The sequence below is a fragment of the Arthrobacter sp. sptzw42 genome, assembly GCF_059089685.1.
Map to the genome: position 1 here is coordinate 216,465 of NZ_JBNHEX010000001.1, position 25,542 is coordinate 242,006.

Annotated in this window: 25 protein-coding genes and 1 pseudogene; 13 read left to right on the plus strand and 13 right to left on the minus strand. The window is 64.8% G+C overall.

What is annotated here, in order from left to right; genetic code table 11:
• Positions 1-2: 2 nt before the first annotated feature.
• Positions 3-1,286, minus strand: coding sequence for a branched-chain amino acid ABC transporter permease (locus tag AC5RT4_RS01010; protein ID WP_494041058.1), 1,284 nt, complete (start codon positions 1,284-1,286; stop codon positions 3-5).
• 494 nt (positions 1,287-1,780) lie between these two features.
• On the opposite strand from AC5RT4_RS01010, the gene AC5RT4_RS01015 reads away from it, so the two are divergent.
• Positions 1,781-2,713 carry a Bax inhibitor-1/YccA family protein gene (locus AC5RT4_RS01015; RefSeq protein WP_494104608.1) on the plus strand — a complete coding sequence of 311 codons (933 nt, stop codon included), beginning with the start codon at positions 1,781-1,783 and terminating at the stop codon, positions 2,711-2,713.
• A 98-nt stretch (positions 2,714-2,811) separates the two neighbouring features.
• Here AC5RT4_RS01015 and galK read toward each other — a convergent pair whose 3' ends face one another.
• Positions 2,812-3,999 (minus strand): galactokinase, encoded by a 1,188-nt coding sequence (galK, locus tag AC5RT4_RS01020; protein WP_494041056.1) that lies wholly within the window; start codon positions 3,997-3,999, stop codon positions 2,812-2,814.
• Positions 3,996-5,156 (minus strand): galactose-1-phosphate uridylyltransferase, encoded by a 1,161-nt coding sequence (gene galT / locus AC5RT4_RS01025; RefSeq protein ID WP_494104609.1) that lies wholly within the window; start codon positions 5,154-5,156, stop codon positions 3,996-3,998. Before galT ends, galK begins: the two co-directional genes overlap by 4 nt.
• A 132-nt stretch (positions 5,157-5,288) precedes the next feature.
• Here galT and AC5RT4_RS01030 point away from each other — a divergent pair, with 132 nt between their 5' ends.
• Genes AC5RT4_RS01030 through AC5RT4_RS01045 form a run of 4 tightly spaced genes read left to right on the plus strand, consistent with a single transcriptional unit; the run spans position 5,289 to position 9,499 of the window.
• Entirely contained in the window at positions 5,289-6,248 is a 960-nt protein-coding gene (locus AC5RT4_RS01030) for an aldose 1-epimerase family protein (RefSeq protein ID WP_494104610.1), read from the plus strand.
• A 37-nt stretch (positions 6,249-6,285) separates the two neighbouring features.
• Positions 6,286-7,629: an AI-2E family transporter gene (locus AC5RT4_RS01035; RefSeq protein ID WP_494041053.1), complete on the plus strand. Its 1,344-nt coding sequence runs from the start codon at positions 6,286-6,288 to the stop codon at positions 7,627-7,629.
• 3 nt (positions 7,630-7,632) lie between these two features.
• Positions 7,633-8,871, plus strand: coding sequence for a threonine ammonia-lyase (gene ilvA / locus AC5RT4_RS01040; protein WP_494104611.1), 1,239 nt, complete (start codon positions 7,633-7,635; stop codon positions 8,869-8,871).
• Positions 8,872-8,878: 7 nt separating this feature from the next.
• On the plus strand, positions 8,879-9,499 hold the full coding sequence (locus tag AC5RT4_RS01045) for a rhomboid family intramembrane serine protease (RefSeq protein ID WP_494041051.1): 621 nt from the start codon (positions 8,879-8,881) through the stop codon (positions 9,497-9,499).
• Positions 9,500-9,567: 68 nt separating this feature from the next.
• On the opposite strand, the gene greA is transcribed toward AC5RT4_RS01045, so the two are convergent.
• Together greA and AC5RT4_RS01055 are read right to left on the minus strand one after the other, a co-directional pair.
• A complete protein-coding gene (gene greA, locus AC5RT4_RS01050) occupies positions 9,568-10,062 on the minus strand; it encodes a transcription elongation factor GreA (protein WP_494041050.1) in 495 nt (164 codons plus the stop codon).
• 142 nt (positions 10,063-10,204) lie between these two features.
• Complete coding sequence (locus AC5RT4_RS01055; RefSeq protein ID WP_494104612.1) at positions 10,205-10,672, minus strand: DUF4307 domain-containing protein; 468 nt, start codon at positions 10,670-10,672, stop codon at positions 10,205-10,207.
• 133 nt (positions 10,673-10,805) lie between these two features.
• On the opposite strand from AC5RT4_RS01055, the gene mca reads away from it, so the two are divergent.
• Positions 10,806-11,711, plus strand: coding sequence for a mycothiol conjugate amidase Mca (gene mca / locus AC5RT4_RS01060; protein ID WP_494041048.1), 906 nt, complete (start codon positions 10,806-10,808; stop codon positions 11,709-11,711).
• A gap of 97 nt (positions 11,712-11,808) precedes the next feature.
• Positions 11,809-12,162 (plus strand): hypothetical protein, encoded by a 354-nt coding sequence (locus AC5RT4_RS01065; RefSeq protein WP_494104613.1) that lies wholly within the window; start codon positions 11,809-11,811, stop codon positions 12,160-12,162.
• 23 nt (positions 12,163-12,185) lie between these two features.
• Here the strand turns inward: AC5RT4_RS01065 and trhA are convergent, their stop codons facing one another.
• Positions 12,186-12,944 (minus strand): PAQR family membrane homeostasis protein TrhA, encoded by a 759-nt coding sequence (gene trhA, locus AC5RT4_RS01070; protein WP_494104614.1) that lies wholly within the window; start codon positions 12,942-12,944, stop codon positions 12,186-12,188.
• A gap of 153 nt (positions 12,945-13,097) precedes the next feature.
• On the opposite strand from trhA, the gene AC5RT4_RS01075 reads away from it, so the two are divergent.
• Both AC5RT4_RS01075 and phoH2 read left to right on the plus strand, forming a co-directional pair.
• Entirely contained in the window at positions 13,098-13,859 is a 762-nt protein-coding gene (locus tag AC5RT4_RS01075; RefSeq protein WP_494104732.1) for an isoprenyl transferase, read from the plus strand.
• Positions 13,860-14,097: 238 nt separating this feature from the next.
• A complete protein-coding gene (gene phoH2, locus AC5RT4_RS01080) occupies positions 14,098-15,516 on the plus strand; it encodes an RNA 5'-3' helicase PhoH2 (protein ID WP_494104615.1) in 1,419 nt (472 codons plus the stop codon).
• A gap of 158 nt (positions 15,517-15,674) precedes the next feature.
• On the opposite strand, the gene AC5RT4_RS01085 is transcribed toward phoH2, so the two are convergent.
• Both AC5RT4_RS01085 and AC5RT4_RS01090 read right to left on the minus strand, forming a co-directional pair.
• Complete coding sequence (locus AC5RT4_RS01085; RefSeq protein ID WP_494104616.1) at positions 15,675-16,322, minus strand: GNAT family N-acetyltransferase; 648 nt, start codon at positions 16,320-16,322, stop codon at positions 15,675-15,677.
• Positions 16,323-16,364: 42 nt separating this feature from the next.
• Positions 16,365-17,156: a hypothetical protein gene (locus tag AC5RT4_RS01090; protein ID WP_494104617.1), complete on the minus strand. Its 792-nt coding sequence runs from the start codon at positions 17,154-17,156 to the stop codon at positions 16,365-16,367.
• A 58-nt stretch (positions 17,157-17,214) separates the two neighbouring features.
• Here AC5RT4_RS01090 and AC5RT4_RS01095 point away from each other — a divergent pair, with 58 nt between their 5' ends.
• Entirely contained in the window at positions 17,215-17,769 is a 555-nt protein-coding gene (locus AC5RT4_RS01095; RefSeq protein ID WP_494104618.1) for a prepilin peptidase, read from the plus strand.
• A gap of 43 nt (positions 17,770-17,812) precedes the next feature.
• Positions 17,813-18,283, plus strand: a complete 471-nt coding sequence (locus AC5RT4_RS01100; RefSeq protein ID WP_494041041.1) for an NUDIX hydrolase — start codon at positions 17,813-17,815, stop codon at positions 18,281-18,283.
• Positions 18,284-18,318: 35 nt separating this feature from the next.
• Here the strand turns inward: AC5RT4_RS01100 and AC5RT4_RS01105 are convergent.
• The 4 genes and pseudogenes from AC5RT4_RS01105 to AC5RT4_RS01120 all read right to left on the minus strand — a co-directional run.
• Positions 18,319-18,828 (minus strand): annotated as a pseudogene (locus AC5RT4_RS01105) (dihydrofolate reductase family protein); the annotation flags it as partial.
• Between the two features lie 126 nt (positions 18,829-18,954).
• Complete coding sequence (locus tag AC5RT4_RS01110) at positions 18,955-20,376, minus strand: class II fumarate hydratase (RefSeq protein WP_494041040.1); 1,422 nt, start codon at positions 20,374-20,376, stop codon at positions 18,955-18,957.
• A gap of 77 nt (positions 20,377-20,453) precedes the next feature.
• On the minus strand, positions 20,454-21,068 hold the full coding sequence (locus AC5RT4_RS01115) for a carbonic anhydrase (protein WP_494041039.1): 615 nt from the start codon (positions 21,066-21,068) through the stop codon (positions 20,454-20,456).
• A 9-nt stretch (positions 21,069-21,077) separates the two neighbouring features.
• Positions 21,078-21,785, minus strand: a complete 708-nt coding sequence (locus AC5RT4_RS01120) for a DUF4245 domain-containing protein (protein WP_494104619.1) — start codon at positions 21,783-21,785, stop codon at positions 21,078-21,080.
• 206 nt (positions 21,786-21,991) lie between these two features.
• Between AC5RT4_RS01120 and glpX the strand changes: the two genes are divergently transcribed.
• Together glpX and AC5RT4_RS01130 are read left to right on the plus strand one after the other, a co-directional pair.
• Complete coding sequence (glpX, locus tag AC5RT4_RS01125; protein WP_494041339.1) at positions 21,992-23,014, plus strand: class II fructose-bisphosphatase; 1,023 nt, start codon at positions 21,992-21,994, stop codon at positions 23,012-23,014.
• 88 nt (positions 23,015-23,102) lie between these two features.
• Positions 23,103-24,158: a lipid II:glycine glycyltransferase FemX gene (locus AC5RT4_RS01130; protein WP_494104620.1), complete on the plus strand. Its 1,056-nt coding sequence runs from the start codon at positions 23,103-23,105 to the stop codon at positions 24,156-24,158.
• Between the two features lie 82 nt (positions 24,159-24,240).
• Here the strand turns inward: AC5RT4_RS01130 and manA are convergent, their stop codons facing one another.
• Positions 24,241-25,509, minus strand: a complete 1,269-nt coding sequence (gene manA / locus AC5RT4_RS01135) for a mannose-6-phosphate isomerase, class I (protein ID WP_494104733.1) — start codon at positions 25,507-25,509, stop codon at positions 24,241-24,243.
• Positions 25,510-25,542 lie beyond the last annotated feature (33 nt).

A 25,542-nucleotide genomic window follows, 5' to 3' on the forward strand; every position in this document is an offset into this window, starting at 1 on the left:
TCCTAACCCACGCGCTCGCGTCGGCCCAGGATTCCCTGCGGCCGGAACAAGAGGACAACGATCATAATGAACAGGGCTCCCACGTACTTGAGGTCGGCAGCGAGGCCAAACACGGTGGTCAGCTCCACGAAGATGCCCACAATGATCGAACCGATCAGGGCACCAAAGACGGTCCCAAGGCCGCCGAGGGTGACGCCGGCGAAGATCAGCAGCAGGATCGCCGAGCCCATGTCGAAAGTGACGCCCGGGCGGTAGTAGGCCCAGAGGATGCCGCCAAGAGCGGCAAGCATGCCGCCGGTGATCCAGACGAGCCGGATCACGCCGTCGACGTCGATGCCTGAAGCAGCTGCGAGGGCGGGGTTGTCCGCTACTGCACGGGTGGCTTTGCCCAGCCGCGTTTTCAGCAGGACGATGCCGATCAAGGCGATCACCACGGCGCTGATCCCGAGAGACCACAGGTTATTGGGCGAGATGGACACCGGGCCGAGCTGGATTTCCGGGCTCTGGGCGTACGGCAGCTGCTGGGTGGCGCCGCCGAAGAAGAACTGGATGACGTACCGGACAGCAAGGGCGAGACCGATGCTGACGATCATCATCGGCACCAGGCTCGTGCCACGGCGGCGCAGCGGCCGCCACAGGCCGCGGTCCTGGACATAGCCGAACAACGCGCCGCCCAGCAGTGAGAGGATGACGGCCAGCCAGAAGGGAAGTCCGATTGCGTTGAAGGCAAACACCAGCACGGCGCCGAGGGTGACCATCTCACCGTGGGCGAAGTTTGTCAGGCCCGTCGTGCCGAAGATGAGTGACAGTCCTACGGATGCCAGTGCCAGGAGCAGGCCAAAGCTCAGGCCGGCGACGAGGCGGTTGAGGAGGTTCTGCCCGAAGTCCTGCTCCTGGACCACAATGCCTTTGCCGAACGCAAAGATCACCGAGAGGTTGGAAGTCTGGCTGAAGGTGACCTCGCGGGGATTTTCCTGGCCCTCGGCAAGAGTGATGCCCTCCGGCAGGGTGGATTCGTCCAGTTCCACGGTGTAGGTGCCCTGCTCCGGCACGCCGATGCTCCAGGACCCGTTCGCGGACGACTTGGCGGTGCCGGTGAAGTCACCGCTCTTGGCGGTGATGGTTACGTCAGCCAGGGGAGCGCGGGTATCATCCCGGAGGAAGCCGCTGATGTTGTTTTGGAAGGTTTGATTCGACGGGGATGGTGTCGGCGAGGGGGAAGTGGCCTGGGATGCCGGGGCCGCCACGAGGAGGATTGCCAGGATGGATGCGCTGATGGCTCCCATCAGTCTCAGCAACCTGCGGCGTCCTCGGCCGGGCAGGCCTTGGGATGTACTTCTCAAATTATAAACCTCCACTTGGGGGGCGGTCTCGGCTGCGCCATTGCAGCCGCTGCGAACGGATGCAGGGCTGGGATGATGCCATAAGGCCTTGCACCCGTCACGTATGTGAGGTCCGTCACCCTGCTTGGCTTATGCTACAGCCCGAAAGTACCTGTAAATGCCGTGATCAGCGGCGTCAGGATAGCGATCAGGTAACAACTGGGCTTTGTTGGGGAGCCCGAGCGGTGGGGAAGCGTTGGAAAACCTTTGTTGAGCAGAGGTGTGTCCTTGCCGGCAGCACGGAGGCAGAACACGCCGGTGCGGCACCATGGGCGGCGGATGACGTCACGGTTGGGTTGCACCCGCCGGTCGAGGGAACTTTTAGCGGTGCGAACACGTGAAAATTGGTAGCGTAAACCATAAGGTTCACAACACATCCCTATTGGAGGAATCCCGCAATGGCACTTGGCGGCAACCCGATCTTCAACGGAAAAAGCTTCCGTGGAGCCACCCAGGCACCGCCTGTCCCGCAGGCTCCCTATGGCCAGGCTCCCTACGGCCGGCAGCCGTATGGCCAGGCTCCCTACGGCCAGCAGCCGTACGGCCAGGCTCCCTATGGTCAGCAGGGCTGGAACGCACAGCAGCCCATGACTGACGCACAGCTGCAGCAGATGTACAACCAGCCTGCAGCCGGTCCGGCAGACACCGGCCGGATGACCTTCGACGACGTCATCGTCAAGACCGCTGCCTGCCTTGGCGTCGTGGTAGCCGGCGCTGCCGTTACCATGTTCGTCAGCATGGGGCTTGCGGCGCTCCTGATGATTGTCGGGGCACTCGGCGGCTTCGTTCTTGCCCTGGTGAACACTTTCAAAAAGCAGCCCTCGCCGGCGCTTATCCTGGCCTATGCAGGACTGGAGGGCCTCTTCCTCGGCGGCCTCACCCGTATTCTCGACGCGCAGTTCCCGGGCGTCGGCCTGCAGGCAGTGATCGGCACACTGTCCGTGTTCGCGGTGACCCTTGTGCTGTTCAAGAGCGGCAAGGTCCGGGCCACACCCAAGGCCATGCGGTTCTTTATGATCGCGATCATCGGCTACGCGGTCTTTGCGCTGATCAACATGGTCATGATGATGACCGGTGCGGTGCAGGAGCCCTTCGGCCTGCGCACCAGCGTAGAGATCTTCGGTATCCCGCTGGGTGTCCTGATCGGCCTGCTCGCCATCGGCCTGGCTGCCTTCTCGTTGATCATGGACTTCACCAGCATCGAGGCGGGCGTCCGCAGCGGCGCCCCGCAGCGCTTCTCCTGGACCGCCGCGTTCGGCCTCACCGTCACCCTCGTGTGGCTGTATGTGGAAATCATCCGCCTGCTGGCCATCCTCCGCGGGGACGACTAACCGCCTAAGCGGCAATCTGCCGCTTGATCCGGTGCATTAGCCCGAAACCAGTTGGGGGCCCTACCGAAAGGTGGGGCCCCCAACTGTTTGTACGAGGTTTAAGCGATCCGCAGGGCGCCGTCTGCCGGGGTCACCGTGAAGATGTCCGGCACAGCGAAACCGGCGCCAGCGAAGGCTTTGACCACGGCGTCGCGCACCTTTTGTTCCGCCCCCGCCGGAGTCAGGGCAATGGCAGCGCCGCCGAACCCGCCGCCGGTCATCCGGGCGCCAAGGGCCCCATTGGCGCGGGAGGCCTCTACCGCCAGGTCCAGTTCGGGGCAGGAGATTTCGAAGTCGTCGCGCATTGAAGCGTGGCTTGCGTCCAGGAGGGATCCGATGGCCGCCGGCCCCTGGTCCGAAAGGAGGTCCACAGTCTGGAGGACACGGTCATTCTCGGTGACCACGTGGCGCACCCGGCGGAACGTCACTTCGTCCATAAGTCCCGCTGCTTCCTCGAGTCTGCCCACCTGCACGTCGCGCAACGCCTTGACGCCGAGGGCCTCGGCGCCCAGCTCGCAGGACGCACGGCGCGAGGCGTATCCGCCGTCGGCGTGCGAATGCGACACCTTGGTGTCGATGACCAGCATGACCAGGTCCGCCGGTTCCGTCTCGAACGGAACCAGGCTGACGGTCTGGTCCCTGCAGTCCAGGAAGACGGCGTGGCCCTTCGACCCGCGCAACGAGGCGGACTGGTCCATGATCCCGGTGGGCGCCCCAACGAAGTCGTTCTCGGCCCGCTGGGTGGCCAGGACCATGTCCTCCGCCTGCAGCCCTGCCCCCGTCAGGTCGTTCAGGGCAGAGATGACGGCGCATTCGATCGCGTGGGAGGAGGACAGTCCGGCGCCGAGCGGGACATTTGAGTCCAGCAGCAGGTCAACGCCGGGCACATCGATGCCCCGCTGGCGAAGCGCCCACATGACGCCCAGCGGATACTTGGTCCAGCCCTTGGCCGAACCGGGCTGCAGGGCATCCAGCGAGGTGGTCACCACGCCCTGGTCGCCGTAGGTGGACAACAGACGCACGGAACTGTCGCGGCGGACCGCGACCGCCACGCGGGCGGTCCGGTCAATCGCGAAGGGCAGGACAAACCCCTCGTTGTAGTCCGTATGCTCCCCGATCAGGTTCACGCGTCCCGGCGCCTGCCAGACGCCGTCGGGAACCCCGCCGAACTCCCGGCCGAAACGGGCGGCCAGCTCCCCGGCTCCGGCGGCTTCCGGAGTGGACAAGGGGTCAGATGCGGCGCTCAAGCGGACGCTCCTTCGGGCAGGGCAGCCTGGAAGGCAGCGGGGGAGGGTGGTGAAGCTGGAACAGTAACGCCGCGAAGGCGCTCGGCCACGCTTTCCGGGGTGGTGTCATTGATGAAGGCGCCCATGGCAGCCTCAGAACCGGCGAGGAACTTCAGCTTGTCGGCGGCGCGCCGCGGCGAGGTCAGCTGGAGGTGAAGATAGCTGGCGGGACGCAACAGTGAGTCCAGCGGGGCCTGATGCCACGCGGAAATGTAGGGAGTGGGTGTGGGGTACAGCGCGTCCAGCCGTTTGAGCAGGTCAAGGTAGACGTGGGCCAGTTCATCCCTTTCCTCCCCGCTCAGCGCCGCCAGGTCGGGCACCTGGCGGTGGGGAACCAGATGGATTTCAAGCGGCCAGCGGGCAGCGAAGGGAACGTAGGCGCTGAAGTTCTCTCCTTCCACGACCATCCGGCTGCCGTCCTCGCGTTCGGAGCGCAGCAGCGAGCCCGTGAGGGTCTTTCGGCCGTCCGCCGCATCATAGAACCTGCGGGCAGCGGCTCCCAGGACACCCGCGCGCGGAGTGACAAACGGGTAAGCATAAATTTGGCCGTGGGGATGGTGGAGGGTTACACCGATGTCGGCGCCCCGGTTTTCGAAGGGGAAAACCTGTCTGATTCCGGGAAGCGTGCTCAGGGCTTCAGTGCGCTGCGCCCATGCCTCAATGACAGTGCGGGAGCGCGCTTCGCTCAGGCCGCTGAAGGACCCGGCATGGGCCGGGGTGAACGCCACCACTTCGCAGCGGCCGTAAGCCGGTCCCGTTGTTCCCCAGGCCCCTTCCGCCGGGACCGCCCCCAGAGCCGGGCCCAACGATGGAAAACGGTTTTCAAACACCACGACGTCGTAGTCGTCAGCCGGTATCTCCGAAGGATTGCCGGCGGTTGTGGGGCAAATCGGGCACTGGTCCGCGGGCGGCAAATGGGTCCGGCTTTGTCGGTGGGCGGCAATCGCGACCCATTCGCCGGTGAGCGCATCGAAACGGACCTCGCCCGGCTCGCCCCGCGGAGGCAGACCGCGGTGGTCCATGATGGTGTCCGCGGTCCGCGCTTTGGGAGCGTGCGCGTCGTCAAAGTAGATCAGCTCCCTCCCATCGGAGAGCCTGGTGCTGGTGATTCCCGTCATGGATCCCGTCCTTATGGCGTAGCTGCAACTGGTTTCATTCTGTCATAGGACGCTCAAAAAAGAATAGAAGCAAACAAAACAGAACATTTCTCGCGGGTGCGGGAGCAACGGACGAGCTGTACGGTATTGCACATGACTACCGAATCACCCCTCGAAACCAGTGCCGCTTCAGGCTACCGGGCATATGCCACCGGCCGGCAGTATGAACTCCGGCGGGGAGACGCCCTCGCAGTGGTTACCGAACTGGCCGCCGGGCTTCGCCTGTTCAGCAGGGCGGGGGTCCAGCTCACGGAGTCTTACGGCGACGATGAGATCCCGCCCGGGGGATGCGGGATTACGCTGGCTCCCTGGGCCAACCGGGTGGAAGACGGGCAATGGTTCCTTGACGGCAAAAAGCAGCAGCTGGCCATCACGGAAGTGGCCCGCCACAACGCCAGCCACGGCCTCCTTCGCAACGCCTCCTATGCACTGGTTGACGAGGCCGAGCATTCGGTAACCCTTGAAGCCACCATTTTTCCCCAGCATGGTTATCCGTTCCTGGCGCGGCACCGTGTGCAGTACTTTCTCACCGAGGATCTCGGCCTGGTGGTCCGCCAGACCCTGGCTAATGATGCCAAGGCACCTGCGCCGTTCGTCCTGGGGGCACACCCGTACCTGCGTCTGGGGGACGCCGATATCGAGGAGTTGGTGCTGACCGTCTCCGCTGACACGCAACTGCTGGCCGACGAGCGCCTCATTCCGCGCAGCAGCGCTCCCGTCCAGGGCGAGACCGATTTCCGGGACGGCCGGCGCATTGCGCCGCTCAGCGTGGACGTTGCCCTTACCGGACTGCGCTTCGAGGACGGCAAGGCCCGGCATGTCCTGGCGGCGCCCGATGGCCGTGAGGTGAGCCTCTGGCAGGACGAGTCCTGCCAGTACGTCCACATCTATGTCAGCACCCAGTACCCGGGGCGCAGGCGGGCGGTGGCAGTTGAACCGATGACCGGTCCGGCCAACGCCTTTAACTCCGGCGACGGCCTCCGTTGGGTTCAGCCGGGCGAATCCTTCACTATGTCCTGGGGCATCGACTACCGCCCGGCCGCCGGCGGCTAAGTTTCCCATTAGCCCGCGGCTGGTGAATTATTAGGCTATGACGCCAGCCGAGGATCCCGTTTCGCCCGACCCTCAAACCCCGCTGCGGCAACCACTTGCTGCACCGGCAACCGGAACTACGCCACTGCGGGTCCTCACGGACCGCGAACTGGACCAGGACATTCCCTATGGGGTGCGCATCGCCGCGTCCTGGGCGTGGCGTGTGGGGCTCATCCTCCTTGTCGGTGGTGTGCTGGTATGGCTGCTGCGGGGGATCAGTTTCCTCATCATCCCGGTGATGGTGGCCGCTCTCCTGGCCGGGCTCCTGAGCCCGGTTGTGAGCTGGCTGAAACTGAGCAAAGTGCCCGCCGGCGCTGCCGTGGCCATCACTGTGGTTGGTTTCCTCGGCCTGATCGGCGGATCACTGGCGCTGGTGGGCAGGCAGCTCGTTGCCGGCTTCGGTGAGCTTTGGTCCGAAGCGCTGACCGGCATCAGGCAGATCCAGAACTGGTTGTCCGAAGGACCCCTCCACCTGACGGCCGACCAGATCGACAAGTACCTGCAGGAAGCCAGTACCGCTCTCCAGGACAACACCAGCAGCATCCTCAGCGGTGCCCTGTCCTTTGGCAGTACCGCCGGGCATTTCGCGGCCGGACTGGTGCTCGCTCTCTTCGTCCTCATCTTTTTCCTGCTCGAAGGCGACCGGATCTGGGCCTTCCTCGTCCGGCTGCTGCCGCGGAAGGCGCGGGCGGCGACCTTCGGTGCGGGGCGGAAGGGCTGGACGTCAATGGTGAGCTATGCGCGCATCCAGATGTTCGTCGCCTTTGTCGATGCAGTGGGCATCGGCGTGGGTGCGGCCATCATCGGCGTCCCCCTTGCCCTGCCCCTGAGTGTGCTGGTGTTCATCGGTTCGTTTATCCCCATCGTGGGTGCACTGGTTACCGGCGCCATCGCAGTACTGCTGGCTTTGGTCGCCAACGGCCCCATCAACGCCCTGATCATGCTCGGCATAGTGCTGCTGGTGCAGCAACTGGAAAGCCACATCCTCCAGCCCCTGGTGATGGGCAAGGCCGTTGCCTTGCATCCAGTAGCTGTGATCCTGTCCGTAGCGGCCGGCTCCTACCTCGCAGGAATTCCTGGCGCGCTGTTCTCAGTGCCGGTCCTCGCCGTCGCAAATTCTGCCGTTCGCTACATAGCAGCCAGAACGTGGGAACATGAACAGGTGCTGGCAACGCCTGAAAGCCTGGTGACTGCCGGCGCCGGCCCGGACAACACCATTACGCGTGTTGACCCGCCGGACGCCCTTAAGGGCGGCAAGGACGCCGCAGCCAGCACCGAAGCAGAACAACCTGACGCCCGTCCCAAGGACGCGGCGCCGGGACCGAAATCCAGAGGAGATTAGTCCGTGAACATCCTTGAAACCCTTCCCGTCACGCTGGACGATGTCCTGGAGGCGCAGAAGTTGCTCGATGGGATTATTGCGCGGACGCCGGTGGAATCATCCCGGGCACTGGGCGCCATTATTGGCGGCGATGTCTACCTCAAGTGCGAAAACCTGCAGCGGGCAGGGTCGTTCAAGGTCCGCGGCGCCTACGTGCGCATGGCTCGTTTGTCCGGGGAAGAAAAACAGCGGGGCGTTGTGGCTGCCTCCGCAGGCAACCACGCCCAGGGTGTCGCCGTAGCTGCCAAGAGCCTGGGCATCAAAGCCAGGATCTACATGCCGCTGGGCGTGGCACTGCCCAAACTCGCTGCCACCCGCGGACACGGGGCAGAAGTCATCCTGCACGGGCACAACGTCGACGAAGCGCTCGCAGAAGCACAGCGGTACAGCGACGAGACCGGCACCGTCTTCGTCCACCCGTTCGACAATGTGGACGTCGTCGCGGGCCAAGGCACGCTGGGGCTCGAAATCCTGGAACAGGTGCCCAACGTTGACACCGTCCTCATGGGCGTTGGGGGCGGCGGACTCCTGGCGGGTGTCGCCGTCGCCATCAAAGCCCGGGCCAGGGAACTGGGCCGGGAGATCCGCATCATCGGCGTGCAGGCGGAGAACGCCGCGGCGTACCCGCCCTCATTAGCTGCTGATGCGCTCGTGCCGTTGAAGAAGGTGTCCACCATGGCCGACGGCATTGCCGTGGGCCGCCCGGGGCAGCTTCCCTTCAGCATCATCCGCGAGCTCGTGGATGACGTCGTCACGGTCAGCGAAGATTCCCTGGCACGGGCGCTGATTTTCCTGCTGGAGCGGGCAAAGATGGTGGTTGAGCCTGCCGGCGCTGTGGGTGTGGCTGCCCTCATGGACGGCAAGATCGAAAATCCGGGGACTACCGCCGTGGTCCTCTCCGGCGGCAACATCGACCCGATGCTGATGCTCAAAGTCATCCAGCGTGGCCTCTCCGCTGCGGGGCGCTACATGACCGTCCGCATGATGCTGGACGACCGTCCGGGTTCCCTTGCAACCATTGCCCGGATCATTGCCGAGAACGACGCCAACGTCACAGGTCTGGACCACACGCGGGTGGGCGGGTCCATCAGCATGGGTGACGTCTCGATCACCGTGAACCTGGAAACTAAGGGCCACCAGCACGGGGAGCAGGTCCTCAGCGCACTCCGCGCCGAGGGTTTCCAGCCCATCGTGGTGCATTAGGAGAAACATGGCCGGACTGATGGGCAGCGGAGGCTATGGGGAACGGCAGACCATTGCCGCCCGGGCAAAAGGCGGCTTGCTGGTGCTCGGCGGCTTCGTTGCCTTGTTGTTCGCCATCGAACTGTTCAACGCTCTGATGCTGCGCTCGCTTAACCGGACGTTCGGCCTGCGCCCACGGAGCGCGGACGGGCTGCTGGACATCTTCACGTTCCCGCTCCTGCATGCCAACCTGAACCACCTGCTGTCCAACAGCCTGCCGCTGATCATTTTCGGCTTCCTGGTGTTTCTTTCCGGGCTCCGGGTCTTCCTGACAGCACTGGCCTTCAGTTGGCTCGGGTCCGGGGTCACGGTCTGGCTGATCGGGAACGGCGGCATCACCGTGGGGGCATCCGGCCTGGTATTCGGACTGTTCGCCTTCCTGCTGGTTCGTGGGTTCTTCAACCACAGCTGGCGGCAGATCCTGCTTGCCGTTGTCCTGTTCATGGGCTACGGCAGCATCCTGTTGGGACTGCTGCCCTTCGTTGCGGGATACGTCTCCTGGCAGGCCCACCTTGGCGGTGCTGCCGGCGGGGTGGTGGCCGCCCTGCTGCTAAGACCGCGCAAAGGATCAGCAGGCAGCCGGGCTTGAAGCCGGGGCCTTAAAACAAAATGCTGGCCGCCCGTTTGGGGCGGCCAGCATTCATGTCAGGCTGACGACTACGCGGCGTATGGCTTGGCCGAAAGGATCTCGACTTTGATGTCCTTGCCGTTAGGTGCTGTATAGCTCAGGCTGTCGCCTTCCTTGTGGCCCAGGATGGCCGCACCCAGCGGCGACTTCTCGCTGAACACATCAAGATCGGAATCGCCTGCGATTTCCCGGGAGCCGAGGAGGAAGGTCTCTTCGTCCCCGGCAATCCTGGCCACAACAATCATTCCGGGCTCCACAATTCCGTCGTCGGCCGGGGCCTCGCCGACGTGGGCGTCCCGAAGCAGGGCGGTGAGCTGGCGGATGCGGGCCTCGATCTTGCCCTGCTCTTCCTTTGCCGCGTGGTAGCCGCCGTTTTCCTTGAGGTCACCCTCTTGCCGGGCTGCCTCGATCTTCTGGACGATCTCCGCCCGGCCAGCGCCGGAAAGGTGGTCCAGCTCTGCCTTCAGGCGGTCAAAAGCTTCCCGGGTAAGCCAGGCTGCAGCTGCGCTGTTGGTGGTAGACACGGACTTCTCCTCTAATGGTCCTACATGCAAAAGACCCCGCCACGGTGGCCACTTGTGGAACAGCAACCAGCTCAGCGGGGTAAAGGTATTGCTCCATTGTAGTCAACCCAGTGGATTTAACCCAACGAGCAAGCGGCGCGCATCACATCTTCGCGCCGGACTCCCCGGGAATCCAGCAGCTGTCCACCACGCCGGACACGGACAGTGACTCAGTCCTGACCGGCACCCGCTGCGAAACTGTACGTCCGCCGTCGGCTGTTCCATCAGGTTCCGAGGGAGGAATGTCCACGACCTTCCACCCCACCACGGCGTATTTCGAATCCAGGGCCTTGACGGCGCACTTCACGGATATCCCGTGTTCCCGGGTCACCTGGAAGTCCACTTCGGCGAGCGTGGCGTCCGTGGTGACGTAGCCGATGTCCTTGAAGCTGATGTCATTCAAGGAATTCGACGTGGAAACCCAGGCCATAAAACCGATGCCGGCGGCCAGTGCAACGCCTCCGCCAATGCGCTTGGCGACAGGGGAGAGCCGCCGCTTCTTAGCACCATAACGATTGGCTAGGCTAGTGTTCGCGGGCTCGGAATGGGCCGACTGTTCCGGAGAAGTCACCAGACCAGTTTAGTGCCCCTTCCGCCGGAGCTTTCCCGGCCAACCGGGGCAACAGGATCCCAAGCGCCCGCCCGTACAGTGAACCGTTCAGCAGCGATCAAGCCGCAAGTAAGAATAAGGAGCCGTCCTTTCAATGACAGCGTCCAGCAACTCCCACGCGCCGCTCCGGCTGCTCGCCGTCCATGCCCACCCCGACGACGAGTCCAGCAAGGGTGCCGCGACCATGGCCATGTACGCAGCGTCGGGGGTGGACGTTATGGTTGCCACCTGCACGGACGGTTCACGGGGGGACATCCAGAACCCGGCAGTGGAAGGTGAGCCCCATCCCAAACGGGACATGGCCGGCGCCCGGCGCCTGGAAATGGAAAGCGCTGCCCGGATTTTGGGCATCAAGCAGCAGTGGCTGGGCTTCGTGGATTCGGGCCTGCCCGAAGGGGAACCCCTTCCGCCGCTGCCGGCCGGGTCCTTCGCCACCCTGCCGCTTCATCAGGCAGCCGCCCCGCTGGTCCGGCTGGTGCGCTCCTTCAAGCCACACGTCATCCTCAGCTATGACGAAAATGGCGGATATCCGCATCCAGACCACATCATGGCCCACCGGGTTGCCGTTGAGGCCTTCGAGGCTGCCGGTGATCCAGCGCGTTATCCGGAAGCCGGCGAGCCCTGGGAACCGGGCAAGCTGTACTACGACCGGGCTTTCAGCCCGGAGCGGTTCCGTGCCCTGCACTTCGCCCTGGAGGAAGCGGGACTGCAGTCCCCTTACGCCGAGCGGCTCGCCGCGTGGCTGGAGTCGGACGCCGAGGGCCACACCCCACCGCCGGCACCCCACCCCACCACCACGCAGATTGACTGCGGGGACTTTTTTGAAGTGCGCGACGACGCGTTGCGGGCCCACCGCACGCAGGTGGACCCGTTGGGGTTCTTCTTTGCCGTATCCCCTGAAATGCAGCGCCGGGCGTGGCCTTGGGAGGACTACTCGCTGATCAAGTCCAGGGTGCCCTCAGAGCTCCCCGAGAAGGACCTCTTCGCAGGGCTAAGATAGAACCGGCAGGCAATTTCTATGCCGCGTAGAAGAGGTGCCCGGACTCGGGCCGCCGTATCTGCTGCCTGCTGACACCGCTCCACAGAAGGTATTCAACGTGCAACGTCTGCTCCTCAGCCTGGCTACCACCCCCTCGCCCCTGCCCACACCTTCCCTGCGTGAGGGGATCTCCGAGGACCAGGTCACACCGGGTCTGCTGGGATTTATCATGACGGCGTTTTTTGTGGTGGCCACTGCTTTGCTGATTGTGGACATGGTCCGCCGGATCAGGCGGGTCCGCTACCGGGCCCAGGTGGAGGAGGAGCGCATTGCCGCAGCAGCGGCCGCTGACGTTGAAGCGGCCGAAGCCGCAGAGGCAGGCCCGGGGGTGGCAGGTCCTGCTGCAGGGAGGTCTTACCCGGGCCCGACCGACGGCGGAGCGGAAGCCGACCCGGGAAAACGCCGGCACTAGAGGCAGCAGGGGCTGCCCGCTTCCTAGCTCAGCACCGCCAGGGCTATGGCTGTGAAGTGCGCAGCGAAGGCCACCACGGTCAAGGCGTGGAAGAGCTCGTGGAAGCCAAAGTGGTGGTAGCTGAAGTTGGGCTTCTTCATGGCGTAGAAGACGGCGCCGGTGATGTAGAGGACGCCGCCCGCGCAGATGAGGACGGCGGCGGGGGCGCTGGCCTGGAAGAACTGCGGGAGGTAGAAGAGCGCACCGCAGCCCAGCGCGATGTAGATCGGAACGTAGAGCCAGCGGGGCGCCTCAGTCCACAGCAGCCGGAACAGCACGCCCAGGATGGCGCCTGACCAGATGACCCACAGCAGCAGGACCGCCTGGGGCCGTTCCAGGAGGGTCCACGCCAGCGGGGTGTAGGTGCCGGCGATGACCAGCATGATGTTTGTGTGGTCCAGCCGCTTGAGTACCATCTTCACCCGCGGGGACCAGTTGCCACGGTGGTACACAGCACTGACGCCGAACAGCAGAACGCCGGTGGCCGCGTAGATGGCCGAAGTCAGCTTCCGGTCGACCGTCGGAGCCAGCAGCACCAGGACCATCCCCGCCGCAAGTGCCAGTGGTGCAGTCACCGTGTGGATCCAGCCGCGCCACTTCGGCTTGATCATCAGGAGCTCGGCAAGGCGCACGGCCGCATCGTCCATGGCACCCGTATCGGCGCTCGTTCCCGCGCCGGTTTCCGCTCCGGGTTTGTCCTGGGGCTGCGGGGTCCGGAAAGCGTCCGGGGTGTCGCTGTTCATGGCTCCAGAATAACTTACGGGCCAGTAAGTTACTGCCCAGTAACAGCGTATTGGCCTGAGCCCCGGGCGGGGAGGAGCTTCACCATCCGCGGCTGACGGTAGCCTAGGATGTGCAAGCTGAACGTACAGCAAGGAAGTCAGGTGAGAGACCGCGTGGAGTTGCCCGGGTTCCTCTACGGCTTTTATGAGCGACGGCTGCTCAGGGATCTCGCGCGCGACCGCATTCCCCGCCATATCGGCGTCATGGTGGACGGCAACCGGCGCTGGGCGAAGCAGTTCAACGCGCCCACCAGCCAGGGCCACCAGGCCGGAGCGGACAAAATCCATGAATTCCTTGGCTGGTGCCAGGAACTCGGCGTCAAGGTAGTCACGCTGTACATGCTCTCCACGGACAACATGAACAGGTCCAGTGAAGAACTCGACCTCCTCATGGGCATCATTGCCAACACCCTGGACCGGCTGGACGAGGACGCCAACATCTCGGTGCACGCCATGGGCGCGCCCGAGCTGCTGCCGGACTACCTTGCGGAGCGGCTCAACAAGCTCACGGCGCGGACGCCGGTCCGCGAAAAAATCCACGTCAACGTGGCGGTGGGTTACGGTGGGCGGCGGGAAATCGTGGACGCCGTCCGTGAACTCCTGCACGATGCCGTCGCCAAGGGCACGGACATCGGCAAGCTCGCGGATGATCTTTGCGTGGACGACATCTCCCGGTTCCTCTACACCCGGGGCCAGCCGGATCCGGACCTGGTAATCCGCACCTCCGGCGAACAGCGGCTCTCCGGGTTCCTGATGTGGCAGAGCGCTTACAGCGAGTTCTACTTCTGTGAGGCCCTGTGGCCGGCCTTCCGCAAAGTGGATTTCCTGCGCGCCCTCCGGGACTACGCCGGCCGGCAGCGGCGCTTCGGCTCCTGACCGTCCGGGTTCACCGACAGTTCACGCGGCGGCAACAGGAATCGCCGTGTAATGGTTGCGGAAATTACTTCCGATGGATTTACGTTATATCCATCAGCAGGCAAACCGCCGGCTGATCGGGGAGGCCAGTACATGGAGCGATACATCGCACCGGTTGTATGGGAGGCCGGACCCGGCCTCGTGGCCGAGCCGCCTCACCACTAACAATTCCGGGCATGTGCCCGGGGCTGGAGTCGATGTGGCTACTTCTGAACAACTGCCCGCGGTCCCTTCGGACCAGGGACAGAAAGCTGCCTCTCGCGCCGTGCGAGCCAATCCAGAGACCGGCAGAGCAAAAGATGCTGCGGCCGGTTTTGCTGTCTCCGGAAGGAAAGCCGCCATCCACACGTTCGTGATCGACACCTCCGTCCTGCTGTCCGACCCCCGTGCGCTGCTGCGCTTCGCGGAACATGAGGTCATTGTGCCGGTGGTGGTCATCACCGAACTCGAGGCCAAGCGGCACGACCCCGAGCTTGGCTACTTCGCGCGGAAAGCGCTCCGGCTCCTCGATGACCTCCGGGTCAAACACGGCGGCCTCAGCAAATCCATTCCCATCGGCGACGACGGCGGCAGCCTCATGGTGGAACTGAACCACATCTCCGCCGAGGTGCTGCCGCTGGGGTTCCGAAGCGGCGACAATGACAGCCGCATCCTCGCCGTCGCCAAGAACCTCGCCAACGAGGGACGGGACGTCACCGTGGTGTCGAAGGACCTTCCCATGCGGGTCAAGGCGTCCGCCATGGGGCTGACGGCCGACGAATACCGCAACGAGCTGGTCAAAGACTCCGGCTGGACGGGTGTCGCCGAAGTGGAAGCCGGCGAGCAGGAGATCACTGCCCTGTACGGGCACGAACCTGTGTTCATTCCGGCAGCGGCGGAAATGCCGGTGAACACCGGACTGGTCCTGCTTTCCAACCGCGGGTCCGCGCTGGGCCGGGTGGGGCCGGACAAGCAGGTCCGCCTGGTCAGGGGTGACCGCGATGTGTTCGGCCTGCATGGGCGGTCCGCGGAACAACGGCTCGCCATTGACATGCTGATGGATCCCGCCGTCGGCATCGTCTCCATCGGCGGCCGGGCGGGCACGGGCAAGTCGGCCCTGGCCTTGTGCGCGGGCCTTGAAGCGGTCCTGGAGCGTCGTGAGCACCGCAAAGTGATAGTGTTCCGGCCCCTCTACGCAGTGGGTGGACAGGAACTGGGCTACCTCCCCGGGTCCGAGTCCGAGAAGATGAATCCCTGGGCACAGGCAGTCTTCGACACCCTCGGGGCACTGGTAAGCCAGGAAGTGGTGGAAGAGGTCATGGACCGCGGCATGCTCGAAGTCATGCCCCTCACCCACATCCGCGGACGCTCCCTGCACGACGCCTTCGTCATCGTTGATGAGGCCCAGTCGCTGGAAAAGAACGTCCTGCTGACGGTCATGAGCCGCATCGGCCAGAACTCGAAGATCGTCCTCACGCACGACGTCGCCCAGCGCGACAACCTCCGCGTCGGGCGCCACGACGGAATTGCCGCCGTCGTCGAAACATTGAAAGGACACCCGCTCTTCGGCCACATCACCCTGACCCGCTCAGAACGTTCACCGATCGCAGCCCTGGTGACGGAACTGCTCGAAGGCTAAGCCGGAGTGCGCTTGAAGGGCCGTGGTTCCGTTCGGCGGGCCACGGCCCTTTGCCGTCGCTTAGACACCTCCCGGCGCGCCGCTGCGGTCGCTGGGCGACCTGCGCATCGCTGGTCGGCGATGCGCTCCTACGCAAAGGACCGTAACCCGCCTCGTGGTCAGGTCACCTTCAGGAAGTCCGCTGCTGCTTGGTGGCCCTCAACCTGCAGCTCCCAGTCCGGCCTCTTGAAGGTTTCGGGGGTGAGGCGGACGTGCTGGACTGTTTCGACTTTGGTGCCCCAGGCATTCCTGGTGGTGCCATTCAGTTCGTAGCCCAGGGAGCGGGAGACGCCGAGCGAGGCTTTGTTCCAGCCGGCTGCTTCTGACTCGGCTACTTCTGCGCCCAGCCAGTCGAACGCATACAGGGCGACGGCGGCGCGCATCTCCTTGCCCAGGCCGCGGCCCTGCGCGGACTGCCGAAGCCAGGACCCGGTGGTGACGGTCCTGAGCTTGACGAAATCCTTGGCTCCCACATCCTGGCAACCGATCAAGTTGCCCTCGTACCAGATGCCCAGGAGCAGGGTCCAGGCCTCCGGGGAGCACTCGGCGCGGCAGTGCCAGTACCAGCGGGCCATGTTTGGTCCCAGTTCGCCTGCCGGGAGCTCCGTCCAGGGAGTGCTGAACGGGCTTTTGCCGGCCTCGTGGATCCCGCTTTGGGCGGCAGCAACAGCTGCCGGGATGTCCTGGTCCTGGATGAGGCGGAGTTCCAGCCGGGGCGTGGCGAGCCGAAGACCGAAAAGTGGCCACACGTCGATCAGTGAAGTCATTTGCGAAGCCTAGCGGACGGGCATCGTTGCGGTGTGCCAACGTCAGGCCGGGACATACCAGGGGATGTGCTGCCGGACGTCGGTCAGGCTCATTGACTGGGCCAGGAACAGGTCGTCCAGCATGTACTCATCCACGGCGATGATGCGGAGCCAGTGGCCGTACTCTTTAGTTCCCGCTTCCAGTGACTGGCTGGCCACGCACACGCCGGTGCCGAGGTCCACGCGGATCCGGGATCTGCCGGGCAGGCACAGCGGCGCTGACGGATGCAGGGGACGGTAGGCAGTTGTGGGCGCCACAACTGCTTCAAGAACAGGGCGTCCCTCGTGCTCCTGCTGCCGGACCTCCTGGATGTCCACCGTGTTGCTGCTGGGAAACTCCAGGGGCACGGGGGCGTTTCCAGCCAGTTCCACCGGGTCGAGGGCCGCGGAGAACCGCCCGTTGCCGAACCCGGGCTCGCCATAGGCCGCCTCAGGCCGCCGCCGCACCAGGCCATGGCCGTCGTAGACGGGGGTTACCAGGTGCGGGGGGAGCAGCCACGATGTACGCGTGGCACTGACGTAGAGGCCGTCCTTGGAATCGTTGATCCCCGTTGTGCTGTGCAGGACACGACCATCGGCGGTCTCAAGGCGCAGGGCGCCGGGGCGTCGCAACCACGCACGGACTAGGGGTGTTGCCGGGCTGGGGGCAGTGCTGAAGGGCTCGTCCCAGTACTCGAAACGCAGGGACTGCCATTTCCAGGGGGAGGACCTGCAAAGGTTGCGGAACAGCGCCGGATCGGCAGCGGCTGGATCGCTTTCCGGGTTCAACCGGTGCCGGGAGCCCCACGTCGACATATCCACAGTTTACGCGCGGGCGGTGGGTCGTCGAGCGGGATTCCAGTAGCATCCGAGGGTGATCCAACGACTGGGCGAACTCTGGCAGCATTCCCCGCCGGCCTTCTGGCTGGTGCTTGCGGCCTGCGCCTACTTCGCCGTGATGGCCGTACGTCTCACCGTAATCGACGTCCGGCATCACCTCCTGCCCAACCGGATCGTATTTCCGTCCTATGCCGTGGCCGGCCTATTGCTCCTTACTGCCGCAGTCATTGCCGGCGCCGTTCCCGGCGCCCTGCAGCGTCATGACGGTGCCATCCCCGGCCTGCTGGCTGTGCCGGCGCTGCGCGTGGTGGCAGGGGCCGCGATCCTGTGGCTCTTCTACTTCATACTGCGGTTTGCGTACCCGCCGGGCATGGGCTTTGGGGACGTAAAACTCGCAGGTGTGCTGGGGATCTACCTCGGCTATCTTGGGTGGGGACACCTCTTTGCCGGCACCTTCCTGGCCTTCCTCCTGGGCGGCCTGTGGTCCATCGCGCTCCTGGCCGCCCGCAGGGGGACACTGAAATCATCCATCCCGTTCGGCCCGTTCATGCTCGCCGGGGCAGCGGCTGCAATGCTGCTGCCTGCCTGATCCCGGATATCCGGCCGTGGCAGCCAGTTCGGTAGCTGGCGGAATGCCTGCCCCTGACTATGTCCTGAAACTCCGCAAGAAAATCGGCAACGATCCGCTCTGGGTTCCCGGGGTCCGCGGTGTGGTGCTTGATGACGCGGGAAGGGTGCTGCTCGCCCAGAGGGCCGACAACAGGCAATGGGCGCTGGTCAGCGGAATGCTTGAGCCAGGGGAGCAGCCGGCGCGCGGCCTGGTGCGGGAAATTTTCGAGGAAACGGCGGTAGTGGCTGAACCGGAACGCGTTGTCTCCGTGGGGGCAGTAGGTCCGTTTACGTATCCCAACGGCGACGTCTGCGAGTTCCTGGACGTCATATTCCGCTGCCGCTATGTCTCCGGCGATGCCAGGGTTAACGACAACGAATCACTGGCCGTCGGCTGGTTCGCCCTCGACGAACTCCCTGAGCTGATGCCCGGTCACCTCACCAGCATCCACCGCGCCCTGGCGCCGGCCGACGCCGCCCACTTCGAACCCTGACCCCCGCTCCGGACACCCGTACCCTCCCAGGTCGGTCAACGGCGCACCCGGCAGCGCAGGTGAAGCACCCGGTTGCCCTGGATCACCACGTCAGGATCCTCCAACAGTTGCTGGGTGTAAACCGACCCGAAGTAGCGCTTGCCGGACCCAAACACGACGGGCACGACGTCCATGCGCACCTCGTCGACCAGGCCCGCGGCAAACACCTGGCCACCGACGTCGCCAGCAGCAACCTCCACCAGGCGGTCACCCGCAAGCTCCTGCGCCTTGGTCACGGCTGCCTCCACGCCGTCGACGAAGTGAAACGGTGTTTCGGGGTTCCAGCCCTCAGGCTCCGGCCGGTGCGTTACGACCACCACGTGGTCGACCCCGCCCGGAGGCTTCCCGTCCCAGCCGTCCGTCATGTCGAAGACGTGGCGCCCGACGATGGTCGCTCCAATCTGGTCCCAGTACGGCCTGGTGTAGTCATAGGAAGTCTGTGACACCTTCAACTCGCCGCTGTCGTCCAACGGCACCTCACCGCTGGACAACCAGTCGAACAGGGGCCTGCCCATGGGGCTCCCCTTTGCTTCAGGTGCCCCAGAGTAGCTCAGGCTCAATCCTTCCTGCAGAACGACGGCGGCCGCCCACCTTCGCTGGAAGGTGAGCGGCCGCCGTCGTGCTGGGAAGTGTTATGCCTTGTGCGGCGGGCGCGTCATGGACATGACGTCCAGTGCCGTGTCCAGCTGTTCTTCGGTGACCTCGCCGCGCTCCAGGAAGCCCATGGCGACGACGGTCTCACGGATGGTAAGCCCCTCGGCCACTGCCTTCTTTGCGATCTTTGCGGCGTTTTCATAGCCGATGTACTTGTTCAGCGGGGTCACGATGGACGGCGAAGCCTCAGCGAGGAAACGGGCGCGCTCCACGTTGGCGGTGATGCCGTCGATCATTTTGTCCGCCATCACGCGGCTGGTGTTGGCCAGCAGGCGCACAGACTCCAGCAGGTTCGCGGCCATCACGGGGATGCCGACGTTCAGCTCGAAGGCGCCGTTGGTTCCGGACCAGGCAATGGCGGTGTCATTGCCGATGACCTGCGCGGCCACCATGATGGACGCCTCACAGATGACCGGGTTGACCTTGCCGGGCATGATCGATGACCCGGGCTGCAGGTCCGGAATGGCGATCTCGCCGAGGCCGGTGTTGGGACCGGAGCCCATCCAGCGGAGGTCGTTGTTGATCTTCATGAACGAGATCGCGATATTGCGCAGCTGGCTGGACGCCTCGATGAGGCCGTCGCGGTTGGCCTGCGCTTCGAAGTGGTCACGGGCTTCGGTCAGGGGAAGCCCGGTGTCCGTGGCCAGGAGTTCGATAACGCGCTCCGGGAAGCCGGCCGGGGTGTTGATGCCCGTGCCCACAGCGGTGCCGCCCAGGGGAACTTCGGCGACGCGGGGGAGTGAGGCGTTGATGCGCTCGATGCCGTAGCGGACCTGCGCTGCGTAACCGCCAAATTCCTGGCCGAGCGTTACCGGCGTCGCGTCCATGAGGTGGGTGCGGCCGGACTTGACCACGTCCTTGAACTCCACGGCCTTGCGCTCCAGGGATTCGGCCAGGTAGCCGAGGGCCGGGATGAGGTCGTTGATCAGGGCTGATGTGGCAGCAACGTGCACCGACGTGGGGAAGACGTCGTTGGACGACTGGGAGGCGTTGACGTGGTCGTTCGGGTGGACAACCTTCTCGCTGCCGGCAGCCTTCAAGGCCCGCGAAGCAAGTTCGGCGATGACCTCGTTGGTGTTCATGTTCGAGGACGTGCCGGAGCCGGTTTGGAAGACGTCGATGGGGAAGTCGCCGTCGTACTTGCCGGCGGCCACCTCATCTGCCGCGTCAGCAATGGCCTTGGCAAGCTCGCCGTCGAGCACACCCAGTTCAGCGTTGGCCTGGGCCGCAGCCTTCTTGACCCGGGCCAGCGCTTCGATGTGGGCGCGTTCCAGTGTCTTGCCGGAAATGGGGAAGTTCTCCACTGCCCGCTGCGTCTGCGCGCGGTACAGTGCGTTCACGGGGACGCGGACTTCGCCCATCGTGTCATGTTCAATGCGGAACTCTTCAGTGGAAGTCATGGGGCTAGCTTAGGGCGATCCGGCGCCCCATCGAAAACCGTGAAGAGCATGCTACGGGCGGCCTCCCGCGCCGGTCTCTAGAGCTCGCCGATCCCCGAAACCACGTTGGCGCGCCCCTCCGCCAGGCTGTAGGAAAGGCCAATGACGGCAGTGCGTCCGCTTTCAATTGCGTCGGAAATCACACGGGAGCTGTCCGCCAGTCGCTGGGCCGTCTGCTTGACGTGCTCCACCACCATGTCGTTGACCTCATGCTTGTCCTGGCGGATGGAGGTCAGCACCGAAGGGGTGATGCGCTCCACCAGGTCGCGGATGAAGCCCGGCGGCATCTCTCCGGTGTCCACGGCTGCCTTGGTTGCGCTGACGGCGCCGCAGCTGTCATGCCCGAGGACAGCGATCAGCGGCACCCCGAGGACACCGACGCTGTACTCCAGAGATCCCAGGACGGCGTCGTCGATGACTTGCCCTGCGGTGCGCACCACAAAAACATCGCCCAGTCCGACGTCGAAAATAATCTCGGCGGCCAGCCGTGAGTCGGAACAACCGAAAATCACGGCGAAGGGGTGCTGGTTTTCCACCAGGGAGGACCTGCGCGAGGCGTCCTGGTTGGGGTGCGACGTCTCGCCGCTGACAAAACGTTCGTTTCCTTCGCGCAGACGGCGCCAGGCAAGTGCAGGAGTCAGGTAAGTAGCCACGCGACTACGTTACGGTGCAGTAGCCGCCGATGGTGAAACTGTGACGGCGGGGCTGCTTTCCATGGACTTCACGACGGCGTCTGCCAGGGTGGCGAATTCGTCCAGTTGGGCAGCCCCGGCGAGGATGACGGTGGTCCCGCGGTACTCAAGCACCATCGACTTTTCGCCCTTTCCCGTGTCCCGCAGCTGCCATTGCTGGCCGCCTGCGTTCCGGGAACCGGTGACCGGGGCGTTCCCGGTCTCCTGAAGGAGCCAGGTGGGGTTGGCGGCACGGGTCTGGACCAGTCCGATGAAGGACTCCTTGGGCGTAATGTAACCCACCTCCCAGGCCGGCACACCGCTGGCCGTGCCGGCTTCCCACCGGGCGTAGTTGGCCCGGAAGGAGTTGCCGGTATCGGGCGCCGCCGGTGTGAATCCTGCCACGTCTGTGGCGTTCCGGGCCGCTGCACTGACATCGACGTTCGGGCGGTAGCCGTCGCTCTTGGGGGAGGGGTTCATCAGGACGATGGGCAGGAAGGCCGCAATGCTCACCACCAGGGCAATGATCATGCCGATCACCGAAGCGTTGGCCCGCTTGGCTGCTGCCGCCGGAATAACAGGCTTAACCGGGCCCTGTCCGTGAGCCCCGCCCGGCCCGCTGTTGCTTCCGGATCCTGCTGGTGCGGGGGAAGGGGTGGTCTTTTCCTGCGATTCTTTCACCCCTCTATAGTCGCCCATTCCGGTGTGCAACTCACACCCGGCCCGGGCGGAGCAGGCCCGCCAATGAACGTCACCTTCGCGTACATTGCGCGGTGGCGTCATCCCGCCGCCGGAAAGCGGTGCCGCGACTATGATCGGTATCAGAGGAATCACCGCCCGGCTGTTCCGGCCGGCGGGTTCAATGATCGCCACTCGAAGAAGAGGTTCACGTGTCACAAGCGTCCATGACCCAGAAGTACTCCACGATCTCCCCGTCCCTGGCGGTGGGCAACGATGAGCCGGACCGCAACCTTGCCCTCGAGCTAGTCCGCGTTACCGAAGCAGCAGCAATCGCCGGCGGGCACTGGGTTGGTTTCGGCGACAAGAACACGGCCGACGGTGCTGCCGTAGACGCCATGCGCTCCTTCCTCCAGACCGTCCACTTCAATGGCGTTGTGGTCATCGGCGAAGGCGAAAAAGACGAAGCGCCCATGCTGTTCAACGGCGAACGCGTCGGCGACGGTACCGGCCCGGAGTGCGATGTGGCGGTTGACCCCATCGACGGAACCCGGCTCACCGCCCTGGGCATCAACAACGCCCTGGCCGTGCTGGCTGTGGCTGAGCGCGGCTCCATGTTCGACCCTTCCGCGGTGTTTTACATGGAGAAGCTTGTCACCGGCCCGGAAGCGGCGGACATGGTGGACCTCCGCCTTCCCGTGAAGCAGAACCTGCACCTGATTGCCAAGGCCAAGGGCGTCAAGGTCAACCAGCTCAACGTCATGATCCTGGACCGCGACCGCCACCGCCCGCTGGTGGAGGAAATCCGCGAGGCCGGCGCGCGCACCAAGTTCATCATGGACGGAGACGTTGCCGGCGCCATCGCTGCTGCCCGCTCCGGTACCGGGGTGGACGCGCTGATGGGCATCGGCGGAACCCCCGAAGGCATCGTTGCTGCCTGCGCCATCAAGTCCCTGGGCGGCGTTATCCAGGGCCGGCTGTGGCCCACCAGCGATGACGAGAAGCAGAAGGCGCTCGACGCCGGCCACGACCTGGATCGCGTCCTGTCCACCAACGATCTCGTCTCCAGCGACAACTGCTACTTCGCAGCAACAGGTATTACTGACGGCGACCTTCTCAAGGGCGTCAGGTACTCCAAGGACAAGGTCCTGACCCAGTCAATCGTGATGCGCTCCAAGTCCGGCACCATCCGCTTTGTGGACGGGGAGCACCAGGCCAGCAAGTGGGAAGGGTACGCCCGCAAAAGCTGATTTCCTTCCTGCTTGAGCCAGATCCCCGGAGCCCTGAACGGCTGCTCCGGGGATCTGCCGTCTGAGGCGTTGGTATAGGGTTGAAGCCATGATTCCTGCTGTTGTGCCCTGTACTGACCGCGCCCTTTGGGACGAACACGTTGACCAGTTCCAGGGACATCCGCAGCAGCTGTGGGGCTGGGGCGAAACCAAGGCCATGCACGGCTGGTCCGTGGACCGGGTGCTGGTCAACGACGGCGGCAAAACGGCAGGCTGCGCCCAGCTGCTCATCCGCCGGCTGCCGTTCCCCTTCCGCGCCCTGGTCTACATTCCACGGGGTCCGATGTGTTCGGTGGAGAACGCCCCTGCCGTGCTTGGCCACCTGGCAGAGTATGCGGCCGTCCGCTACCGCGGCGTTGCCTTGAGCATTGAACCGGACTGGGACCAGGACTCGGACTTCGCCGGTGCCGTCGCCTCGGCCGGCTTCCGGGCAACCACCAACACCGTCCTGATTCCGCGGACGCTCATCCTGGACCTCACCCGCACTGACGACGAACTGATGTCGGACATGTCCAAGTCCACCAGGGCGAACATCCGCAAGGCGATGCGCAGCGATGTGGAGTTCCGCAAGGTCAAGAATGACGCCGAGCTTGAGCAGGTTTTGGCGATCTACCACGAGACCGCCGATCGTGCCGGGTTTGGCATCCACGAAGACCAGTATTACCGGGACATCTTCAAAAACATGGGCGACGGCTCGCCTATTGTTGCCGCGTTTGACGGCGAGGAGATGCTTGCTTTCGTCTGGCTCGCAAGGAGCGGCTCCACCGCCTTTGAGCTGTACGGCGGGGTCTCCGCCGAAGGGCAAAAGCAGCGCGTGAATTATGGCGTGAAATGGGCAGCGCTGCAGGCCATGCGGGAAGATGGCTGTTCCCGGTACGACTTCAACGGCCTGCTCAACGACGGCATCTCCGACTTCAAGAAGCAGTTCGCCAAGCACGAAAACATGCTCCTGGGCACGTGGGAAAAGCCGCTGTCGCCGTTCTACCCCGCCTACGCACAGGCCATGCCGCTGGCCCGCCGGGGGCTCCAGACAGGTCGGCGCCTGCTGAAGACCGCAGCCGGCCGGGTCCGGCCCCTGATTCGGAAGCTGCGCCCGGGCAACTGACCCTGCATGGACGCCTCCTGTTACAACAAAGGGCGACGGCGGCACCCGCGCGGGTGCCGCCGTCGCCCTTTGGGGTTGTCGGTCAGCTGCGCACAGCAGTATGCTGCAGTCCTGTGGTGACGGCAAATGCCAGCGCCGGCCCGGTGCTGGCTGCCACCGCGTGAACGTTGACCGGGGCTTCGGCGGCCGCCAGGAAGGCGCTGCCGCCGCGGGAAAGCTGAAGATCGCCCTTGGGCGAGTCCAGATAGACATCTCCGGCAACCACGATCACCACAGCGGCGCCGGACTGGGCCAGCGGGACGGGCCCGGCGCCGGGGGCGAGTTCGATGCGCTGCAGTTGGAATTCTTCAAAGGGCGGGCGGAAAAGCTCCTGGTCCATCACGGTCCGCTCAGCCTCGAGCATCGGCACTGCCACGGGCTGGAAGTCGATGGTTTTCAGCAGTTCGGGGACGTCCACGTACTTGGGGGTGAGCCCTCCGCGCAGGACGTTGTCGGAGGACGCCATGACCTCAACACCGAGGCCGTGCAGGTAGGCGTGGACGTTGCCGGCAGGAAGGTAGACCGCCTCACCGGGCTCAAGGGAGATGCGGTTCAGCAGCAGCGAGATCAGCACGCCGGGATCGCCGGGGTACTTCTCGTTGAGGCTGATCGCGGTTGAGAATTCGGCGTCGAAGGGAGCCAGCGAAGCTCCGGAATGCAAGGCCGCCACCACCAGCGCTGTACCCTCAGCCACGGCCTGGCCGCCGGAGATCAGCCGCTCAAAGGCCGTACGCAGGGCGGCGCGTTCATCCTTGTCGTCAAGATCCGCCAGCAGGGCGGTGATCAGTGCCGGCACCCCGCGCCCGCCTGCATCACAGGCGGCGGCCACGTGCTGCAGGACTGCCCGGCTGGCGGCGGCCGGCCGGAAACCACACAGCGCCTCAAACGGTGTCAGGGCAAAAATCATCTCGGGTTTGTGGTTATCGTCCCGGTAGTTCCTGTCGGGGGCATCGGCTGCGACGCCCTCGGCGTTTTCCCGGGCAAAGCCCGCCTTCGCCTGCTCAAGGCTTGGGTGCACCTGGAGGGACAGCGGCTGGGCAGCCGCCAGGATCTTGGTGAGGAAGGGCAGCCGGGGACCGAAACGCGCCACGGAGTCCACACCCAGGAAATGTTCCGGGTCCCTTTTGATCAGGGCGTCCAGGGGAGCCGTGGAGCCGTCCTCGGGCAGGTGGGCCAGGGACGGTGAGTCCGGGTGCGCTCCGATCCACAACTCGGCTTCCGGGCCGCCCGACTCTGGACGCCCCAGCAGGGCGGCGATCGCCGTCGTCGATCCCCAGGCATAGTCCCGGAGGACGTTCTCAATCTCGTACAAGGCGGTGTCCGTTCCGTAGGTGAATGTGGTGGC

Excerpts from the sequence above, each read along its gene's own strand:
- AC5RT4_RS01010 (WP_494041058.1), bottom strand. The coding sequence starts at position 1,286 with ATGGGAGCCATCAGCGCATCCATCCTGGCAATCCTCCTCGTGGCGGCC.
- AC5RT4_RS01015 (WP_494104608.1), top strand. The coding sequence starts at position 1,781 with ATGGCACTTGGCGGCAACCCGATCTTCAACGGAAAAAGCTTCCGTGGA.
- galT (WP_494104609.1), bottom strand. The coding sequence starts at position 5,156 with ATGACGGGAATCACCAGCACCAGGCTCTCCGATGGGAGGGAGCTGATC.
- AC5RT4_RS01030 (WP_494104610.1), top strand. The coding sequence starts at position 5,289 with ATGACTACCGAATCACCCCTCGAAACCAGTGCCGCTTCAGGCTACCGG.
- AC5RT4_RS01035 (WP_494041053.1), top strand. The coding sequence starts at position 6,286 with ATGACGCCAGCCGAGGATCCCGTTTCGCCCGACCCTCAAACCCCGCTG.
- AC5RT4_RS01045 (WP_494041051.1), top strand. The coding sequence starts at position 8,879 with ATGGCCGGACTGATGGGCAGCGGAGGCTATGGGGAACGGCAGACCATT.
- mca (WP_494041048.1), top strand. The coding sequence starts at position 10,806 with ATGACAGCGTCCAGCAACTCCCACGCGCCGCTCCGGCTGCTCGCCGTC.
- trhA (WP_494104614.1), bottom strand. The coding sequence starts at position 12,944 with ATGAACAGCGACACCCCGGACGCTTTCCGGACCCCGCAGCCCCAGGAC.
- AC5RT4_RS01085 (WP_494104616.1), bottom strand. The coding sequence starts at position 16,322 with ATGACTTCACTGATCGACGTGTGGCCACTTTTCGGTCTTCGGCTCGCC.
- AC5RT4_RS01090 (WP_494104617.1), bottom strand. The coding sequence starts at position 17,156 with ATGTCGACGTGGGGCTCCCGGCACCGGTTGAACCCGGAAAGCGATCCA.
- AC5RT4_RS01100 (WP_494041041.1), top strand. The coding sequence starts at position 17,813 with ATGCCTGCCCCTGACTATGTCCTGAAACTCCGCAAGAAAATCGGCAAC.
- AC5RT4_RS01110 (WP_494041040.1), bottom strand. The coding sequence starts at position 20,376 with ATGACTTCCACTGAAGAGTTCCGCATTGAACATGACACGATGGGCGAA.
- AC5RT4_RS01120 (WP_494104619.1), bottom strand. The coding sequence starts at position 21,785 with ATGGGCGACTATAGAGGGGTGAAAGAATCGCAGGAAAAGACCACCCCT.
- glpX (WP_494041339.1), top strand. The coding sequence starts at position 21,992 with ATGACCCAGAAGTACTCCACGATCTCCCCGTCCCTGGCGGTGGGCAAC.
- AC5RT4_RS01130 (WP_494104620.1), top strand. The coding sequence starts at position 23,103 with ATGATTCCTGCTGTTGTGCCCTGTACTGACCGCGCCCTTTGGGACGAA.